Origin of the sequence: Neisseria musculi, assembly GCF_014297595.2 — a bacterium.
In the GTDB taxonomy this organism is placed as follows: Bacteria; Pseudomonadota; Gammaproteobacteria; order Burkholderiales; family Neisseriaceae; genus Neisseria; species Neisseria musculi.
Genome location: NZ_CP060414.2, coordinates 1,268,580 through 1,286,592 on the forward strand (window position 1 = coordinate 1,268,580; position 18,013 = coordinate 1,286,592).

Sequence of the window (18,013 nt, forward strand, 5' to 3'; positions counted from 1 at the left end):
GGATGTTATGCATGGAAACCATCGCAAAAGTACACCGGCTTTTTCACCGGCAAAAACTCTCCCAACGTGAAATCGCCAAACAACTGAATCTCTCCCGCAATACAGTAGCCAAATATCTGCAGCACCCCACCGTAGCCCCCCGTCTACCGTAGAGAGCAAACGCCCGAACAAGTTCAGGACTTGCGCGAACTACCGTAGTCCCCCCGTCTACCGCAGAGAACAAACCTATTACCCCAAACTCGGCCCTTTTCTCGAAGTGTTGGCACGACAGCTGCACCAAGAAGCCCAACTGCCCAAACAGCAACACCTTTTCGCACGCCGGCATTTCGAACGCCTCAAAGATGCCGGTTATGCCGGACAGTACAGTGCCGTTGCCGTATTTATCCGCAAATTCCGCCAACAGCACCAACCCAAACCGACTCAAGTCTTTATGGCTCAGGCTTTTGCCCCGGGTGATGCTTGTCAGTTTGACTGGAGTATCGAAACCGTTTGTTTGGCCGGACAGACCGTCAAGGTGAATATCGCCCATTTCCGCTTATGCCACAGCAGGGCTTTTTTCGTTTGTGCTTATCCCAATCAGAAAGCCGATATGTTGATGGATGCACACAACCGCGCATTCGCTTTCTTCGGCGGCGTACCTGCCCGCGGTATCTACGACAATATGAAGACCGCCGTTACCCGCATCGGCAAAGGCAAGGAGAGAGAATTTAACGCGCAGTTTTTACAGATGATGACCCATTTTCTCATTGAACCGGTTGCCTGCACCCCTGCTTCCGGCTGGGAAAAAGGCCAGGTCGAGCGGCAGATACGCCACCTGCGCGAAAGATTGTTTAAACCGACTTTGGCTTTTGATTCCTTTACCTCTCTCAACGACTACCTGCAACAGCAATGCCTGCGGCTGATGAGGCAGCACAAACATCCCGAATATAGGCAGCCGGTTAACGACATATGGGAAAGGGAGAAGCATTCGTTGGCTGCTTTCCGTCCCTATCCGGCAGAACGTTTGGAGATACTCAAAGTCAGCAACCAATCTTTGGTTACCGTCGAACGCCACCGTTACAGCGTACCGGTCAGATGGGCGGGCAATACGGTTAGGGTTTATATCGGCGCACAGACCGTCCGCTTTTGTAGCGATACCGACTGCATTGCCGAACATCCGCGCAGCTTTGTGAAAGACGGCACCAGCTATAACCCTTGGCACTTTTTGCCCTATCTGCAAAAGAAACCCGGCGCGTTAAGAGACGGCAGGGCTTTCACCGGCTGGGTACTACCACCCGTCATAGAGCGTCTGAAAGCCTGTTTGCTTAAGCAGCCCAAAGGAGACCGAGTGATGGTCAAACTGCTGAACCTGATGGCCGAATACGATGCCGACTTGGCATTGACTGCAGCGGAATTGGCATTGGATGAAGGTATGCCGACTCCGGAGGCGGTCTTGAACATCATCAACCGTCTGAAAGAACCGCCGCCACCCCGTTTCCATATTAGGGACATCCCGCTTACCGTCCCGCCGTCAGTTGATTGCAGCCGTTATGACCGCTTACTGAGTCTGTCGGGCAAACAAACGGATACGATGAAGGAGAAGCATCATGCAGCATGAACGTCTGGTCGGATTGCTGAAAGAATTGAAACTCGGTGCGATGGCAGAGCAATGGGATGAAATCGTAATGGACGGCATCCGCCGCAAACGGGGTACGCCGGATATTCCGGAGCCGTTTTGGCTGCCGAACATATAGCCAAAACCGCAAGAAGCACCCAAAACCGGATCAGCCGGGCAAGGTTTGCGCAACAGCGCAGCTTGGCCGACTTCGATTTTGAGCAGAGTTTGATACACCGTCCGGCCTTGGAACTGCTTTTGGGCGGGGACTATATCAGACAGAAGCGTAATGTGGTGTTGGTAGGCGGACCGGGTACGGGCAAAACGCATATTGCCACAGCACTGGGTATCGAAGCGGCGACACAAGGATTCAGGGTACGTTTTTGGAATGTACCGGACTTGGTCAACAAATTGGAAGCAGACAAAGACGAAGGCCGTCTGAAACTAACCGAACAGCAATGTCGGTACGATTTGTTGATTCTTGATGAGTTGGGGTATCTGCCGTTTAGTCAGAAAGGCGGTTCGTTGCTGTTTCATCTGATGAGCCAACTGCATGAAAGGACGAGTGTTGTCATGACGACCAATTTGGCTTTTAGTGAATGGGTGAAGCTGTTTATGGATAAAAAGATGACGGGTGCTTTACTGGACCGCCTGACTTATTGCTGCGATATTTTTGAGACGGGCAATGATTCTTACCGGATGAAACACCGCTCATAGGGTGGCTCAATTTTAGACCACAACTGTGGCTCAGTTTTGGAATGGAATTGATAGGGGCTGGGCAGTGGCGGATATTCAAGGCCGTCTGAAAAGTGGCGGCGGGAATGCTGCGCGTTTCCGCCTGCAAAGCAACGCCCGCCCGCCTGGGTGTTGCGGGCGGGGCTGCTTTATCGGCTAGCGCGATTTTCTGCGACTATGTCCGCGTCCTCAACTGCTTCAAAGAGGTCATAGCTGCATGAATTGGCGGGAGCATAATGCACGTCAAGCTGGTTGTGAAGCTGTAAAAGCAAGTCGGCTTGGCTGACTATTACCGTGTTTCTCTGTATTTCGGCTATGGTTTTAATGGCAAGGGCGATTGATTCTGCCGCTTCGGCAAAAAGGTGATAACCCCAAAGCGTATCGGCACACTCGTTGACACAGTCGCGGGGGATTTCAATAACCTGCGGCTGTTTGCCGGCATGGTCGGGGGTATTTTGGGGTTGGGTGGGGATGTTTTGCATTTTGAAATGCTCCTATACTTTTGAGATTGAGAAACCCATTAGGGGGTGGTGCTCTCTCAGGTACATAGACACCTGCCTGCGCCTTACGGTTGGCAGACACCGCCATAACTTGACTTGTCGGCACAAAGGCCGCACAATATAAATTTTTGGCGTGAAAAAATCAGCGTTTACCCTGCTGATTTGGGCATAAGTTTTGTGAGAGAGAAACTGTAATTCAACTCTCACGGTTCAAGGTGTCAATGTTTTCCTGTTGCTGGCATTGGCTGCTGTTGGATTGTGTTGTAAAACGGCTGCCTGTAAAAAGCCCCGCTGTTTTGTGCGGGGCGGTGTTTATGCTATGGCTTCAATGCCTTTTTTCTTGATTATGGTTAACAGCTTCAGGGCTGCTCCGCTCGGTTTTTTGATTCCGCGCTCCCAATCTGAAACCTGATTTTTGCCGATATTCAGATAAACGGCTAAGGCTGCCTGGCTTAAGGCTTCACGCTCCCTTATGGCGCGTATGGTTTCCCCGCCCATCGGTTCTACTTCGGTAAGGCATGATCTATCAAAGCTGCGCATTGTCTTTTTATCGATTGCACCTGCTTCGTGAAGTCCTGCGGCCATATCGTGAATAATGCCGCTCAATTCGCTTTTGTATTTCATGGCTTCAACTCCTTTAGTTTCAGCGTAGCAATATAGCGTTCAAGCTCTGCATCTGTGCATTGTGTCAAAACGGCGGCCAAGCTTTTTAAGTTTTTCAATTCCTGAATGCTGATATTTTCGCGGTCTGACTTGGCAAAGGCATAAACAAAAAATGCACGCTTTCCCCGTTTGAATAAAATCAGGCTTCGATAACCGCCGCTTTCCCTTGCCCTTTTCGGGCTATCCGCTGCTTAATCACGCCGCCGCCCAAGTCTGCATCAATTTGCCCGCTTTCCGCTCTTTGTACTGCCTTGATTAAATCGGTGTCGGCAATACCTGTTTGTCAGAAAACTTCGCTATCCATTTGTTTTTAAAAATCCGCATGGCTGCCCTTTGTGTAATGCCATGCATTATACTGTGTTGCCCAATGCCGCACAATATTATCAATCCTGATAGAAAAAGCCCCGCTTGTCATGCGGGGCTGGTGTTTTCAGACGGCTGTTTTCCAATCGTCTGTAAATGTGTCGGCGGAATATCCAAAATGCCGTTGCAATCGTCAATGGCGAAAAAGGTAAGGGCGTATAGTGTGATGCTGCCGTGTGTCTGAATGTAGTTCAGGATTTCGGCACATTGCGATTCGAGGGGAAAACGGGAAAATGGCGGCCTGTTTTTTCGTGACTGCGGCCGTCTGAAATGCTTTTTTGTGTTTCGGGCGGTTTCTTGTTTCATGGCCTGCTCCCTTTAAATGCGGTTTGCCGATTGCTTGGCGATATAGTCGTCTATTTCGCTTTCCAGCCAGCCGATGGCCTTACCGCTGTTTGCCAGTTTGAAAGGGTGGGGCATATCGGGTCGTGGCGGCGGTTTTTGGGGTCTAAACGGTACCAAAGCGTGCTTACCGAAATGCCTAGCCGTTTGATTACTTCAAGTTGGCGCAAGATTGTGTTTGCCCTAATTCAATCGCTTTCTGCCCGTTTGGGCGTGGTTGGAATATGGCTACATTTTTTCAAGAAATTTTAGACAAAATAATACCCTATGCGCGCATAGAGTAGGCTTTTACGCGCATAGGGTATGGGTTTTTCGCGTATCGCTCAATGGCTAAAACGCCTTGCAGCCAGTTTTTCCGCATCGTTGATTCAGATACATAAAATCTTGACGCGGCTTGTTTGGCAAACTGATTTTTGCTTAACCCGCTGTCTTTGTACTCCCGTATCGCCTGTGCTTTTAGTTTGTTTGTTTTTGCGTGTCGGGCAAGCGCGGCTTTTCTGTTGGATTCTTTTATCAATTGTTTTTCTTTTGCTGCTTCCAGCGCGGCTCTCTGTAAGTCGCGCCGCGCTATTTCTCTACCTTTTCTTTCGATTTCTACCATCGGCGGCTTGTATGTTTTCTTGGGCTTTGCATTCTCGGCCTTCAGCTTTGCGATAATCTCATTTTCTAAAATAACAACATCACCGCTTGGCGTGTGGTGTTTCATGCTTTCGTATATTTTTAATTCATTTTTGGCCCGTGCTAATTCCAATTTGCTGTTTGCAAGGCTTTCTCTAAGCTGCTTGTTATCGTTCTCTACTATTTGAACCTGCTTAGATGCTCTTTTTATGTGTTGTTCAAGTGTCTTTTTATGCTCCCTTTTAAGCCTTTCTGCTTTGTCTTTCTCTTTTTGCGCTTCATCTCTCAGTCGTTTGGCCTTTTTGTGCATCTCTCTGGATTCTTTTAAATTTCGCTCTATTTCAGATACCTGCTGCTCTGATATTGTTTTTTCTTTCTTTTTTGTGGAGGGTATATGTAAACAATCTTCTTATCCTGCTCTTGTCTTTTCAATATCTTCCGCTACGTCATAGATGCTGAAACTATGCCCGCTCTCAGCATATTCCAAAAGATAACCGTAACTTCCCCATTGATTCATTTTTTCACTCCCGATAACTCAAAAAATACTTTCAGACGGCCTTAAACTGCAAATGGGTTAAACAGTTCGGTCTTAGTGTTTCTAAAATCCGCCGTGTTGCGTGTTACCAATGTAAGGCGGTGCTGTATGGCTGTTGCCGCTATCCGTGCATCGTTTTCAGGGGCTGGGTTGGGGGTGTGAAGTTTGGCGCAAATAGCGGCGGTGTTGCGGTCTATGGGCAAGATGCGGCCTGCGAACATTTCGGCCATTACTGCGCCATACCATGCCCGCAATGCCGCTCCTTGTGTTTGGTTTTTGCGCTCCATCAGCAAAATGCCCCGCTCAAGCTCCATCACAACAATAGGGCTGGTGTAGAAAACGCCGCTGTCGGCGGTGGCAAGCCAAGAGGTAAGCCCTTTGTCTGCCGTGCCGCGTTTGATTTTCCGCATCTCGCTGATTATGTTGGTATCCAGCAAATACACAGTTATTCCCCTAAATCGGCATTACGCCGCTGCGCTTGGCTGCGTGGCGGTATCTCAAGCTCTATATCGGCAGCATCAGAGCTGTCTATTTGCATCAGTACATCAAGCGCGCTTTTCGGCCTGCCTGCCAGTTGCCGATAATCGTCATAACTCAATAACACATGCGCGGGCTTGCCCCTGTTGGTTATCACTAAGGGCGCGCTGTCGGCTTCCCGCATGGCGCGGGTGGTGTAGTGGTTAAACTTCCTGCTCGTCATAATCTTTTCCATTATCAAACTCCTGCGTTTGTTTTGGATTAATGTTATTACCTTAATTTAATCCAATGCAAAGCAACGGCATATTATGCCGCCGACAAAAAAGCGGTAAAAATCCCCGCTGCTTCGGCGGGGTTGCCGGTATTTGGGATTGCGGGGCAATGATGGGCGGTTGTTAAAACCTACACAACATCAGCTTCTTTCTGCATCAATCAGGGCTGGGGCGGTGTTGTACCGCTCACGCAAATAGCCTGAATACCATTGCATCATTTCTACCCGTTGCGGCAGATATTCCGTGCGGTGGTATGCTGCCCTTACCTTGTTTTGTTCCACATGGGCAAGCTGTCGCTCGATTACATCGGGCGGGAAACCGTTTTCATTCGGCACATCGGCAGCCGGGCTGCGGAAACCGTGCGGCGTGGCAATGCCCTTGTATCCCACGTTAATGATTTTGCCTGCGGTGTTTTCGCTGATGTGGCCGTCTGAATGGGTGCGGCTGGGAAACAGATAACAACCATGCCCCGTTGCGGTGTGTAGGCTTTCCAGTAGCTCTAAAGTCCAATCAGACAAGGACACAATATGCGTCGCCCGCATCTTCATCTTTTCGGCGGGAATAACCCATAGCCGCTTGCTGATCAATTTCTTTCCATTGTGCAAAGCGGATATTGCCCGCCCGCACAAAGGTAAGCATGATTAGCATCATGGCTATGCGGTTTTCTTGGCGCATCGGTTCACGCATTTAACGGTGGTAAAACTCTGTGATTTCACTTTGCGGAAAGGCGGGCCGGTGTTTGACCTTTTCACGTACAATCACGCCGCAAAGGGCAAAGGCAGGGTTCTCTGCGGCATTGCCCGTCTGAATGGCGTAATTGAAAACGGCCTTGATACGTTGCAACACGCGGGCGGCGGTTTCAGGTACCCCACGCGCTTCTACCGCCTTACCGTTTCCAGCTGTAACGGGGCTTTGATTTCGGTAACGGGGTGCTTTCCAAGCATCGGGAAAGCGTCTGTTTCCAAAGAATACAACACGCGGGCGGCATGGTTGCTTGTCCAGCGGGGCAGTTGGTTTTTATGCCACTCGCGGGCGATTTTTTCAAAGCTGTTTCCGGTGGCGGCCTGTCGTTCCTGCTTGGCCCCTGTTGCTTGGCGGCAGCTGGGCTTGCCCTGCGAAGCAAGCGGCGGGCATTTTCGGCGGCTTTGCGGGCTTCAGACAAAGAAACGGCGGGATATTTGCCGATTGAAAGTAATTTCTCTTTTCCGTCTATGCGGTATTTCAGCCGCCATAACTTGCCGCCGTTCGGTTTGCATACCGCCGCCTGAAATTTTCTGAATCTGGGCGGTTCGTTTCAGGTTTTTTATTTGGCAGCCGTTTAACGGCGTTTGTTGGTAAAAAATAAGGGGTGTTGGTAACTGTGCGGAAATTTTACCGATTAAAAACGGTTGGTTCAATCAGACGGAACGGGGTGAAATTGGGTGAAAAAGCAAACCGAAGATGGAAGAAAACCTTTTAAATATAATGGCTTGATTGGTTTGTTTGGATAATATCGGACAAAAAACAACCGCTGGAAAGCGGTTTGTGGTGCCCGGAGCCGGAATCGAACCGGCACGACCTGTTTAGGGTCGACGGATTTTAAGTCCGTTGTGTCTACCTATTTCACCACCCGGGCGGCATCTTCGAATCGCAGTTGCATTAAAATCCGAAGACATAGAACTTGGAGGCGGGGGCACGGATTTTAACCGACCTGTATAAGGGTTGCAGCCCTTATCGCATAAACACTCTGCCACCCCGCCATGAAGGGTTTGATATTGGAGGCGGAAGTCGGAATCGAACCGGCGTACACGGCTTTGCAGGCCGCTGCATAACCACTCTGCCATTCCGCCTGAAAATTTACAAGCCGTTTAGGTGGCATAAACTGCTTGGTACTGTGGAGCGGGAAACGAGTCTCGAACTCGCGACCTCAACCTTGGCAAGGTTGCGCTCTACCAACTGAGCTATTCCCGCATCGGATTACATCTGCAATGAACTTTGGAGCGGGAAACGAGTCTCGAACTCGCGACCTCAACCTTGGCAAGGTTGCGCTCTACCAACTGAGCTATTCCCGCATCGGATTACATCTGCAATGAACTTTGGAGCGGGAAACGAGTCTCGAACTCGCGACCTCAACCTTGGCAAGGTTGCGCTCTACCAACTGAGCTATTCCCGCTTGGGGGTATTGCCACTGCTGGTTTGCAGTGGCAAAGAGAGCGTTATTATAGTGTGTGTGAAATCGGTGTCAATAGTTTTTTTAAAATTGTAGTGGATTAAATTTAAACCGATATGGAGTTTCTTCGTCTTTGTAGTTTCGTAAGCTGTTGAAGCAAAGATGGAGCATACTTACAGCTTCCTGAAGCCGAATGTGTGGTATTTAATTTAATTTAACTCCCTATAATTATCGTGCCGGACTAAACTCTTTCCAAGCCATTTTGAGATAGTAGAACATCGACCAAATAGTAAGTATGGAAGCGGTAAACATCAAAATGTTGCCGATTAGTATTAAATTAAAGCCGTGAAAGTTTTCGAGGCCGATCAAAAGCAGCAGGATTGCGGCCATCTGGGCGGTGGTTTTGAGTTTGCCGATGGTAGCAACGGCCACGCTGCCGTGTTTACCCATTTGAGCCATCCACTCGCGTAGAGCAGATATGGTGATTTCGCGGCCGATGATGATCATGGCGAAAATTACGTAAGTTCGGTTGAGGCTGACTAACAGCAACAAAGCCACGGCTACCATGAGTTTGTCAGCCACGGGATCGAGAAAAGCCCCAAAATCGGAGGTTTGCTTCCACAGGCGGGCGAGAAAGCCGTCAAACCAGTCAGTTACGGCGGCAGCGGCAAAAATTATGGCAGCTGCCCAGTTTACGGTCTGCGGGTTTACCCAGCCATCAGGCAGGTAGAAAATGGCAGTAAATGCCGGTATTAGCAATACACGCATCCATGTAAGCAAGATGGGTAGGTTCCATGGCATAGTAAGACTTTCTGTCGATTTTCAGACAGCTCAGGATTTTGGATAGGCCGTCTGAAAAAAGAGATATTTGGCAGAGTGGACTAGGGTTGGTGTGAGTGACGGATTATAACGAATTTAGGGGTAGCTTAGTGGGGAAACGTGCAGGTGGAATGATTTTGCTGATTATTTTTAACAAACTGTTGTATAGCTAGTCCACTGAATTTAAGTATAAGCAGACGAGGGAGTGAAGCCGAGTGAGATAAATATACAAGAGTCTCTGAGCTAAATGGGATTCGACCAGATGGTGGAGGATGCTGTGGGATGGCGGATTTGAAATGTTGTTTCACGGTGTGAAACAAAACAAACGGGCAGATTGCCCGTTTTATTTTTAAAGGCCGCTTTTGAGGGATTCGATGGCGATGTCGATGAGTTTCTTTATGGTTTATTTTCGGCTTCGATTTTACCGCCGGGGTGGTGGATAGCAGCTTACTTTTTATTACTGCCGATACGGGCAAAGCCGTTATCGACTTGGGTGCCGATGCCGGAGGCGAGCCGATCGGAGAGTTGCAGGGTTTTGCCGCCATTGTCGGTGCCCCATCTTTGGCGGTTTTGGCCACGGCGAAAGTGGCGGTATGGGCATCATCAAGCATATCCTGCCAATCCCAAGACACATGATGGCCTTTCTGTTTCAGATAGGCCACGGCGGCCTCGGGCTGCATACCGAACACGGCTTTGATGTCTTCGGGGTTCATCTGCCCATCTCCCGAGCCGCTTCAATCTTGCCGACCAGGCCCGATAAAAATATCAGCCTGGCCAGCTCGTTTTGCAGGGCTTTGTCGTCCATATCCGGGTAAGCGGCGGTCAGACGGTCGAGCAGGTTGTCGGTGTCGGCATCGGTATTACTGCGTGGCTCGCGGCCGATAATCCACGGTGCGCCGAACTTTTCGGCGAACTCCGCCCAAAATTTCAGGCCGCCGCGTTTGAACACGGTAGGCCAATAGACACAAGACAAATCGCCCGTGCCGTAGGGATTGGTGTAGCCGGCGTTGTGGGTCGGGCAGAGGAATTTATAGGCAGGAACGGGTTCGCGATGGCCGAAATCCGTGCTATTGGCGGTGAAATACAGTTGGCCGTCGGCATCGAACTCAAACCACTCCTGCGGTTTGGCAATGATTTTGGCGGGAAGCCATTGTTTGCCGGCCTGCCAGATAACCTCTAAAGGCTGATAGCCGAACATGGTGGCATCAAGAATACTGTTGATCAGCTGATAAATATCGATATCGGCAAGCAAACCGTCTATCAGGCGTGCGGCATCGGGCGGTACACCGTCATCTTCGAGACGCCACTCCATGCCGGTTACCGCTGCTTTGCGCCGGCGCACATGGCCGGCAACAATGGCATCGCCCAACAGTTCGCGGTAGACGGCGATATTGCGGCCGAGTTTTCGCAATACGGGGTCGGGGTTGGGCAGCAGGCCGCCGAAACCGCCGGCTCCGAAGAAACGCTGCATCACGGCCAGATGGGCAGTCAGGTTTTCAGGCTTGGCGGCAACGGTGCCGGCCGCGGTTTTGAGTTTGAAATGGGGTTTGTTCATATCTTTATCCGTTAATCATGCGGAATTTTTCGTAGAGTTCCACCCAGTCTTCGACTGTTTCCCCAACACAGAACCGAACACCGTCGGGTATCGTTATTCGCCGGCATTCGTCCGGCCATAACTTTTCAAAGACCATCAATAACGGCGTGCCGGCAATTAAATTGAGCAGGCTGAAAATTCTCATAAACGTGAAAATCAGCCCCACGGCCAAAAAGTAGACGGCGGATACGGCCAAATACGGTAAGTCTGCAGTAATTAAAAAGATGTTTTTCGGCTTCATTCAATATCCTCCCGTGAAGTGGCTGCGCCGCTTGGCTTTTCTGCTGCTGACCCGCACAGGGCCGGTATTCAGTTCGCGGGCGGCATAATGCGCCAGCACAAAAGCAATGCCCGCGTCGCCGTGGCGTTTACGGACGTCTGCGCCTTTGTTGCGCACGGCGGGTATGCGCGGCACGCCGTTAACCAACTCAAACGCGCACAGGTTATTCAAAATATCTCCGTCTTTCGGCAGGCCATCGAGCGTGCCATCTTCCAATGCTGCCTTAAACGGCGCGGTATGCAACCGGTACCAGTTTTCGGTGAGCATCACGGGCTCGATGATGTTTGCGCCGAACTTGTCCTGCATGGCTTCGGCCAGCGACTGGCCGTTGCCGCGCGCATCGAAATCGATGGCAGTTCCGTACTGAACTGTCCCCCAAGTCAGACACTATCTCCCAATATATTATGATATATGGTGCGGTTTTATGGAAAAGTATTCAAACGGATTCAAATTGGAAGTCATGAAATACCCTCTACAGGCATGGTAAAAACATACCACCAACGTTTTTTCTCTAAACCGCGCTGCCGTTCGCAAACTGGCATCGCGCTATTCTTCACGGGGAGGGCTGCATCAACCGGCAACCAGGTATCTCCGGCTGTCCTTCGGATTGTAACCATTTGAATCTCAAGTTTAACGCTATGGGTATGGTCAGAAATGAAGGGGTATCCCCAAAAGGGACGTGCCCCGCCCGACAACCGCTCGATACTGCACGGAAAGGCCATCTGAAAACAGTTGCCGGAAGGCAAAAGATTTTCAGGCGGCCTTTTCCTGCTTGCTGCACCGCCTTGACGATTTGAACCCCAGCCCGAAAGGCGGGAAACCTGTGAAGAAACCAAACCGGCCAAGGGGTAGCCAGCTCGGCTGTCTTGCAACCGGAAAGGAGCTGGTGCAGGAACCGGCGTATCTGTGCGCAGAAACGGTCGTCTCAAAACAGCTCGATGCCTTAATCTGGGAAAACAAAGCGCGGCAGGGCGAAGCCGGACCGTCTCGGGATTCAGACAGAGCTGTCCTTTGAAACGGCTGTTAGGGATTGCCGAATTGCCGCGCGGTATGTTCTACTGCCAACCGGTTTCTCAGTCAGCGGAAGACCAATATGCCGGTTTAAAACGGCATATCCCTGCGACTTGCCGGCAACACAAAGGATGGTACGGCTGCCGCAGAATAACGGTGGCAATCCGTCACACGAGGGCATTGTGGCCAATCACAAGAAAATCAGCCGTCTGAAGGCGGTGGCGGGCTGGGGCGGCAGCACGGTGGCTCAAATACTTCTTCTGTCGAGGAGGGGAAAGCTGCAGACGTACCGGGTAGAAGCTTCCATATCGGGCATCCCAACCGGAAACAGATAAGAGATGTCACTGAGTTCAATATTGCAAAAGTCGGAATACTTCCATACGTGCAAATACTTCTACTGCCGAATTGGCAGCAGCTTTGCACGAATCTATCCGTTACTGCAACCATAATGGGATTAAGCTGGAATTAAAAGGATTGAGTCCTGTGCCATACAGGATTTGAAACCATGTTGCACCATGCGAAACAAAATAAAAGGAACTGACGTAGATTAGCCCTAAATTCCACACTAATCACGCAGCGTTTTTAGCTGCCGGGACGGTGTGCTGAAGTTGAAACCGAAACCCACTTTTTTTCAAGAACAGTGGAAAGGATTTTCGGTCAATAACGTTATATTTGCGCAAAACGCGCTGCGCCTGATTCCAAAAATTTTCCATACCGTTGATATGGTTTTGGCAGTCGGCAAACGCTTTGGAATGGTTGATACGGTGGTGGGTAAAACCGCTTACATCCGGCTTGCCACAGCTGCTCAGGCCATCCGTATAAACGATACTGTCCGGCATAGTTTTCTTTTTGATTACAGGCACTAATGTCTCAAATTCAACATTGCCGGTTACAACCGTATCAACCTGATTGTGCCGTTTCAGAATGCCGAAAACAGCCGCTTTCCCTGCTGCACCGCGTCCGCATTTTCCTTTGCGATGACCGCCGAAACAGCTTTCATCCAGCCCGGCCGGAGCATTAAAAATTTCATCGGCAGCCGGTGTTAAATAACGGCTGATGACTTGGCGGATTTTGCGGTGAAGAATAGCGGAGTTAGACTGAATGCTCAAAATATCAGCAGCGAAACGGGTAGTAACTTGGAGTACAAAAAATTCAAGCAGTTTCTTTTGAACTCTCTTGCTTAAGTTGCAATTGGTTATCTGCATTTTCGTAGCTTGGCATAACTGCTAATCTACATCAGCCCTAAATAAAAAACGGTTTATCTCAAAAATCACGCCGATTTATCGCGAATAGTTGCAAATAGCCGTATTATTCAGCGCAAAACCTATCGCCTAGCCTGACTTGCTTTCGTCTAGTGGAATCCAAACTGTTTCACCGGTCAAATCCATCTGAGCCCACGTCAAATCTAAAACATTGCCTTGACGTAAATCCGTTGTTAAACCAAATATAACTGTATCCGCCATATTATTAGGAAGGCAGTACGGCAATCAGCTGGTTGGCGTTATCAGTAACCACAGTACAAATCTTACCGTGCTGCTCTAGGATGCCGAAAATAGCCGCTTTACCTGCCGTCCATTGACCGTGCCCTTACACCTTGTGCCGAAAAAACTTTCATCCAACTCAACCGAACTGTCAAAAATCTCATTGGCAGCCGGAGTCAAATGATGGTTGGCGGCTTGACAGGCTTGACGATGGAGCAGGGCTGACGAATTAAGGGCATACCCAAAATCTCGACAATGGAACGGGCAGTTGCTTCCAGTACAAAAAGGAGCAGTTTCTTGTACTTTGTTATTTAATTTTCAGTGTGTTATCTATGTTTTTTAGGGTGTGGTTGATGATCTAGTATAGTTCCAAAATAAAAGTTGTTTACATAAAAAGTGCAAATAACTCAATATTTTCAAATATCTAAACAATATCCACACATACGATTTCACTATACAAATCTTTACCTGCTTTACTTAAGTGTGCGGGCTTAAAGGCGGCAAAGGTGTAAGTGATAAAAGGTGTAAGTGATATCGGCATGAAACGAGGCGCCATCTGCTTCACCTGTATCGCCGTTTAAAGCTGTGAGTATGTCTAGTATGTCTAATGCTACTTTCAGGCCGACTGAAAGATTGAACAGGCGTCAGATTCCGGCAATGAAAGCAGGTAAAGCCTGTGCCAAAAATGCCTTCGATAACCACATCGTAAGCTGCTTTCAGACGGCATTGATATTATAGTGCATGACTGGGAAAACTGTCGCAAAATGCCGGCAACAAAAAACCGGCATTACGCCGGAGATGTTTGTTTTGTGGTGCCCAGAAGAAGACTCGAACTTCCACGCCCGTAAGGACACTAGCACCTGAAGCTAGCGCGTCTACCAATTCCGCCATCTGGGCCAATCTGTTGTTAAAGCAAAATTATGGTTTAAAACCTATGGTGCCCAGGAGAAGACTCGAACTTCCACACCCGTGAGGATACTAGCACCTGAAGCTAGCGCGTCTACCAATTCCGCCACCTGGGCTTTGCTTTAATCTTTGCTTTCGGTTAAAGTGCTGGCTGCAAAGAGATGAGCATTATATATTCAAATGAAAGATTGTCAATCATCAACATGAAGAAAAATACCAAGTTACTCAGTTTGCGTGAGCAAGACCCGTTTTTAGCGCGCGAACGCCAACGTTATGGACAACCGCTGCCCAGCCGTGAGTGGGTTATCGAATTGTTGGAAAGGGAAGGCGTTCCGCTGAAAATGGCTGCATTGGCAGAAAAGCTGTCGGTTAGCGGCGAAGAATATGATTTTTTCGAGCGCCGTATCAAGGCAATGGCGCGAGACGGCCAGGTGCTGATTAACCGTCGTGGGGCGGTGTGTGCGGCCGACAAACTGGCGCTGGTGAAATGCCGTGTTGAAGCGCACAAAGACGGATTCGGCTTCGCCGTGCCGCTGACTCCCGATAAAAAAGGTGATTTTGTGCTTTATGAACGGAAGATGCGCGGGTTGATGCACGGGGATATCGTTACTGTACGCCCTGCCGGCACGGACCGCAGAGGGCGGCGGGAAGGGCAGGTGCTGGATATTGTTGAGCGTGCCCAAAAGCAGGTGGTGGGTCGTTTTTATGTGGATCGAGGCATCGCTATCTTAGAGCCGGAAGACCGCCGTTTAACCCAAAGCATCGTGCTTGAGCCTGAGGGTTTGGCTGAAATGAAGCCCGAATCAGGGCAGGTGGTGGTGGCCGAAATCGAAAGCTATCCTGACGGCCACCGCCCGGCTGTCGCCAAATTAATCGAGGTGTTGGGAGATTATGCCGACAGCGGTATGGAAATCGAAATCGCTGTGCGCAAACACCAACTGCCGCATATTTTCAGCAAGGCCTGCCAACAGGCGGCTGCTGAAATTCCCAACCGCGTCCGCCCGCAGGATACCGAAGGCCGCGTTGATTTGCGCAGCCTGCCGCTGGTAACGATAGACGGTGAAACCGCACGCGATTTTGATGACGCGGTATATGCCGAAAAACAGGGCCGAAATTTCCGCTTGGTGGTGGCGGTTGCCGATGTGGGTCATTATGTGCGCCCCGATGATGCCATCGACAAAGATGCGCTTGAGCGCGCTACCAGCGTATATTTTCCGCGCCGCGTGATTCCCATGCTGCCTGAAAACCTCTCCAACGGCATTTGTTCGCTCAACCCCGGTGTGGAGCGTTTGTGTATGGTGTGCGATATGGTGGTAACGTATGCCGGCAATATCAAAGAATACCGGTTTTACCCCGCTGTGATGAAATCACACGCCCGCCTCACCTATAACCAGGTGTGGAATTGGATAGAACAGGGCGGCGATTATCCCCACAAAGCGCAAATCGACACTTTATACAAGCTGTTTAAGATTTTGCAGAAAAAACGCCACCAGCGCGGAGCAGTCGAATTTGAGAGTATCGAAACACAGATGATTTTCAACGATAACGGCAAAATCAAACGCATTGTGCCGGTTGTCCGCAACGATGCCCACAAACTGATTGAAGAATGTATGCTGGCGGCCAATGTGTGTGCGGCAGAGTTTTTATTGAAAAACAAACACCCTTCGCTGTTTCGCAACCATTTGGGCCCCACACCAGAAAAACTCACCGCCCTGCGCGAACAACTTGGCCTGCTCGGCCTGCATTTGGGCGGCGGCGACAACCCTGCCCCCAAAGACTATGCCAAACTGGCCGAACAATTCAAAAACCGCCCCGATGCCGAACTGCTGCAAGTGATGATGTTGCGCTCGATGCAGCAGGCCGTTTATGAGCCGGACAACCACGGCCACTTCGGCTTGGCATACGAAGCTTACACCCATTTCACCTCGCCCATCCGCCGTTATCCCGATTTAACCGTCCACCGTGCCATCAAGGCCGTGTTGAAGCAGGAAAAATATAAGCCCGAATCATGGCAGGCGTTGGGCGTGCACACATCGTTTTGCGAGCGGCGCGCCGATGATGCAGGCCGCGATGTGGAAAACTGGCTGAAAACCTACTATATGCGCGACAAAGTGGGCGAAGTGTTTGAAGGCCGCATTTCCGGCATGGCCAATTTCGGTATTTTTGTTACGCTTGAAGGCGTCCATATCGAAGGCATGGTGCACATCAGCGATTTGGGCGAAGACTATTTCAATTTCCGCCCCGAAATCATGGCTATGGAGGGCGAACGCAGCGGAGTGCGCTTCAACATGGGCAGCCGCGTAACCGTTAAGGTGGCGCGTGCCGATTTGGATACCAGCAAAATCGATCTTGCGCTGATCAGCGGCGGCGAAGTGCCGAAAAAGCGCGGCAGAAAAACTGCCGTTCAGACGGCCTCCGACAAGAAAACCACAAAAAGCCGAAGCAAAGCTGCACCCGTTAATAAGTCTGAAACTCAGCCTAAATCAGAAAAAAAGGCACAAACCGCCGTCAAAAACACCCGTAGAAAAAAGGCTGCCGCCACAAAAGGCAGCAAAGTTACAGCCAAACGCAGCAAAAATAAGGCTTAGATTGATACGTTGCTGCGGCAGAGAATCAAGCCATGGTGAACCCGCTTTGTTTCTGCTGCGGTGTTGCTGTGCTTTAGCTCAAAGAGAACGGCGTTGCCAGCCTCCCAAGCGGCAGAGCCGGTTTCATAGTGCCCGTGCTGCTTGGGACTACTGTGGGGCTGTCGGCCTTGTTCCGGCAATTCAGCTCAAAAGAGTGGTTTTAAGCTGCTTTGGAGATGCCGGAATCGGCTTCATGCCGTAACGTCCGCAGCTTGCCGCCTGATATCGAAAACGTGTTTGCCCGCGATAACAACCCGCTTTGAAACCGCAATATTGCCCCGCTTGGCTTTATCGCACTGTTTCTTTCCGCTGCCTTCCATTTCTTTGCAGATTGGCGATATACCGGCTTGGCAAAATTTTAAGGCCGTCTGAAAAGCCGGCGGTGTCAAACCGAATCTTTCAGACGGCCTGTTGCCGGCAAACCTGCTTGTTCCGGCTTGTCTCCGTTATCTCAGCGGAAAAAATCGCCCATGCCTGCGGGCAGCCCCTGTGTAAATACCCCCATGGTTTTGTTGGTGGTTTCCTCGGCTTTGTTTCCTGCATCGTTGATGGCGGCCAAAATCAAGTCTTCCAGCATTTCTTTATCATCGGCAGCTTCCTGAATCAAATCCTGGCTGATGTCGATTTTGCGCACAACGTGGCTGCAAGTCATCACCACTTTCACCAAACCGTTGCCGGCCTCGCCGCTTACTTCGGTTTCGGCCAGTTTGGCCTGTGCTTTTTTCATGTTTTCCTGCATCTGTTGGGCCTGCTTCATCAGGCCGCCCAATCCGGCTTTTCCAAACATAGTGTGTACTCCTTAATATCAATGTGTATAAATGTAGATGGTTAATCAAATGGTTGATAAATTTTCTGCCGGTATTCAGGCCGTTGCGCCAATACGGCCGCTACAGGCAAAAGTTTAATCTCCTCCGGCGGCATCGGGATTATGCGGGAGCCGGACAAAATGGGTGCTACCCAAATCTAAACCTTAGCCCCAGCGCTAAATCACAGCACAATATTTTGATTTAAAATAAAAAGTTTAGCAATCAGCATAGCAATGCCCGC

19 protein-coding genes, 8 tRNA genes and 5 pseudogenes are annotated in these 18,013 nt (G+C 50.0%); 4 read left to right on the forward strand and 28 right to left on the reverse strand.

Annotated elements, in window-relative coordinates; all coding sequences use genetic code 11:
- Positions 1-2 precede the first annotated feature (2 nt).
- The 3 genes and pseudogenes from istA to istB all read left to right on the forward strand — a co-directional run bounded on the left by istA (position 3) and on the right by istB (position 2,311).
- Positions 3-1,597, forward strand: a pseudogene (istA, locus tag H7A79_RS06715) (IS21 family transposase).
- A complete protein-coding gene (locus tag H7A79_RS06720) occupies positions 1,587-1,733 on the forward strand; it encodes a hypothetical protein (protein WP_246407916.1) in 147 nt (48 codons plus the stop codon). The pseudogene istA and the gene H7A79_RS06720 overlap by 11 nt, the downstream one beginning before the upstream one ends.
- The gene (gene istB, locus H7A79_RS06725; protein ID WP_246407914.1) at positions 1,715-2,311 is read left to right on the forward strand and encodes an IS21-like element helper ATPase IstB; all 597 of its coding nucleotides are present in this window, start codon (positions 1,715-1,717) and stop codon (positions 2,309-2,311) included. The genes H7A79_RS06720 and istB overlap by 19 nt, the downstream gene beginning before the upstream one ends.
- Before the next feature lie 167 nt (positions 2,312-2,478).
- On the opposite strand, the gene H7A79_RS06730 is transcribed toward istB, so the two are convergent.
- The 27 genes and pseudogenes from H7A79_RS06730 to H7A79_RS06855 form a co-directional block, all read right to left on the reverse strand.
- The gene (locus H7A79_RS06730) at positions 2,479-2,811 is read right to left on the reverse strand and encodes a hypothetical protein (RefSeq protein WP_187001457.1); all 333 of its coding nucleotides are present in this window, start codon (positions 2,809-2,811) and stop codon (positions 2,479-2,481) included.
- A gap of 330 nt (positions 2,812-3,141) precedes the next feature.
- Positions 3,142-3,453, reverse strand: coding sequence for a helix-turn-helix domain-containing protein (locus tag H7A79_RS06735; protein WP_187001458.1), 312 nt, complete (start codon positions 3,451-3,453; stop codon positions 3,142-3,144).
- A pseudogene (locus H7A79_RS06740) lies at positions 3,450-3,816 on the reverse strand (type II toxin-antitoxin system RelE/ParE family toxin). Before H7A79_RS06740 ends, H7A79_RS06735 begins: the two are co-directional and overlap by 4 nt.
- A gap of 87 nt (positions 3,817-3,903) precedes the next feature.
- On the reverse strand, positions 3,904-4,161 hold the full coding sequence (locus H7A79_RS06745; RefSeq protein WP_187001459.1) for a helix-turn-helix domain-containing protein: 258 nt from the start codon (positions 4,159-4,161) through the stop codon (positions 3,904-3,906).
- Between the two features lie 12 nt (positions 4,162-4,173).
- Positions 4,174-4,275, reverse strand: a complete 102-nt coding sequence (locus H7A79_RS15190) for a helix-turn-helix transcriptional regulator (RefSeq protein ID WP_434968545.1) — start codon at positions 4,273-4,275, stop codon at positions 4,174-4,176.
- A 187-nt stretch (positions 4,276-4,462) separates the two neighbouring features.
- Positions 4,463-5,125, reverse strand: coding sequence for a hypothetical protein (locus H7A79_RS06750; RefSeq protein WP_186999913.1), 663 nt, complete (start codon positions 5,123-5,125; stop codon positions 4,463-4,465).
- A 248-nt stretch (positions 5,126-5,373) separates the two neighbouring features.
- Entirely contained in the window at positions 5,374-5,793 is a 420-nt protein-coding gene (locus H7A79_RS06755; RefSeq protein WP_186999912.1) for a type II toxin-antitoxin system VapC family toxin, read from the reverse strand.
- Positions 5,794-5,795: 2 nt separating this feature from the next.
- Positions 5,796-6,062, reverse strand: a complete 267-nt coding sequence (locus H7A79_RS06760) for a type II toxin-antitoxin system prevent-host-death family antitoxin (RefSeq protein WP_135037280.1) — start codon at positions 6,060-6,062, stop codon at positions 5,796-5,798.
- A gap of 177 nt (positions 6,063-6,239) precedes the next feature.
- Positions 6,240-6,641: a tyrosine-type recombinase/integrase gene (locus H7A79_RS06765; protein ID WP_187000099.1), complete on the reverse strand. Its 402-nt coding sequence runs from the start codon at positions 6,639-6,641 to the stop codon at positions 6,240-6,242.
- Positions 6,610-6,774 carry a hypothetical protein gene (locus H7A79_RS06770; RefSeq protein WP_187000098.1) on the reverse strand — a complete coding sequence of 55 codons (165 nt, stop codon included), beginning with the start codon at positions 6,772-6,774 and terminating at the stop codon, positions 6,610-6,612. Before H7A79_RS06770 ends, H7A79_RS06765 begins: the two co-directional genes overlap by 32 nt.
- A gap of 12 nt (positions 6,775-6,786) precedes the next feature.
- Positions 6,787-7,085 (reverse strand): annotated as a pseudogene (locus H7A79_RS15195) (tyrosine-type recombinase/integrase); the annotation flags it as partial.
- The gene (locus H7A79_RS06780) at positions 6,986-7,324 is read right to left on the reverse strand and encodes an Arm DNA-binding domain-containing protein (protein WP_343060902.1); all 339 of its coding nucleotides are present in this window, start codon (positions 7,322-7,324) and stop codon (positions 6,986-6,988) included. The pseudogene H7A79_RS15195 and the gene H7A79_RS06780, both read right to left, overlap by 100 nt.
- Positions 7,254-7,496, reverse strand: a complete 243-nt coding sequence (locus H7A79_RS15200; RefSeq protein ID WP_186999911.1) for a hypothetical protein — start codon at positions 7,494-7,496, stop codon at positions 7,254-7,256. Before H7A79_RS15200 ends, H7A79_RS06780 begins: the two co-directional genes overlap by 71 nt.
- A 128-nt stretch (positions 7,497-7,624) precedes the next feature.
- Positions 7,625-7,714 (reverse strand) — tRNA-Leu (locus H7A79_RS06785).
- 46 nt (positions 7,715-7,760) lie between these two features.
- A tRNA-Cys gene (locus H7A79_RS06790) sits at positions 7,761-7,838 on the reverse strand.
- A gap of 16 nt (positions 7,839-7,854) precedes the next feature.
- Positions 7,855-7,928: transfer RNA gene (locus H7A79_RS06795), tRNA-Cys, on the reverse strand.
- A 45-nt stretch (positions 7,929-7,973) separates the two neighbouring features.
- Positions 7,974-8,049 (reverse strand) — tRNA-Gly (locus H7A79_RS06800).
- Positions 8,050-8,074: 25 nt separating this feature from the next.
- A tRNA-Gly gene (locus H7A79_RS06805) sits at positions 8,075-8,150 on the reverse strand.
- A 25-nt stretch (positions 8,151-8,175) separates the two neighbouring features.
- Positions 8,176-8,251 (reverse strand) — tRNA-Gly (locus H7A79_RS06810).
- A 225-nt stretch (positions 8,252-8,476) separates the two neighbouring features.
- Positions 8,477-9,049 (reverse strand): CDP-diacylglycerol--glycerol-3-phosphate 3-phosphatidyltransferase, encoded by a 573-nt coding sequence (gene pgsA, locus H7A79_RS06815; RefSeq protein ID WP_135036907.1) that lies wholly within the window; start codon positions 9,047-9,049, stop codon positions 8,477-8,479.
- Positions 9,050-9,627: 578 nt separating this feature from the next.
- A pseudogene (locus H7A79_RS06820) lies at positions 9,628-9,780 on the reverse strand (phage head morphogenesis protein); the annotation flags it as partial.
- Entirely contained in the window at positions 9,777-10,622 is an 846-nt protein-coding gene (locus H7A79_RS06825) for a phage portal protein family protein (protein ID WP_246408103.1), read from the reverse strand. The gene H7A79_RS06825 and the pseudogene H7A79_RS06820, both read right to left, overlap by 4 nt.
- Before the next feature lie 4 nt (positions 10,623-10,626).
- Positions 10,627-10,902 (reverse strand): hypothetical protein, encoded by a 276-nt coding sequence (locus H7A79_RS06830; RefSeq protein ID WP_187001460.1) that lies wholly within the window; start codon positions 10,900-10,902, stop codon positions 10,627-10,629.
- Positions 10,903-11,247: a hypothetical protein gene (locus H7A79_RS06835; RefSeq protein WP_246408104.1), complete on the reverse strand. Its 345-nt coding sequence runs from the start codon at positions 11,245-11,247 to the stop codon at positions 10,903-10,905.
- A 1,270-nt stretch (positions 11,248-12,517) separates the two neighbouring features.
- Positions 12,518-13,157 (reverse strand): annotated as a pseudogene (locus H7A79_RS06845) (IS1595 family transposase).
- Between the two features lie 1,086 nt (positions 13,158-14,243).
- Positions 14,244-14,330, reverse strand: a tRNA-Leu gene (locus H7A79_RS06850).
- Positions 14,331-14,368: 38 nt separating this feature from the next.
- Positions 14,369-14,455 (reverse strand) — tRNA-Leu (locus tag H7A79_RS06855).
- A gap of 87 nt (positions 14,456-14,542) precedes the next feature.
- Here H7A79_RS06855 and rnr point away from each other — a divergent pair.
- Entirely contained in the window at positions 14,543-16,927 is a 2,385-nt protein-coding gene (gene rnr / locus H7A79_RS06860) for a ribonuclease R (RefSeq protein ID WP_187001462.1), read from the forward strand.
- A 490-nt stretch (positions 16,928-17,417) separates the two neighbouring features.
- On the opposite strand, the gene H7A79_RS06865 is transcribed toward rnr, so the two are convergent.
- Positions 17,418-17,753: a YbaB/EbfC family nucleoid-associated protein gene (locus H7A79_RS06865; protein WP_135036891.1), complete on the reverse strand. Its 336-nt coding sequence runs from the start codon at positions 17,751-17,753 to the stop codon at positions 17,418-17,420.
- Positions 17,754-18,013: the final 260 nt, after the last annotated feature.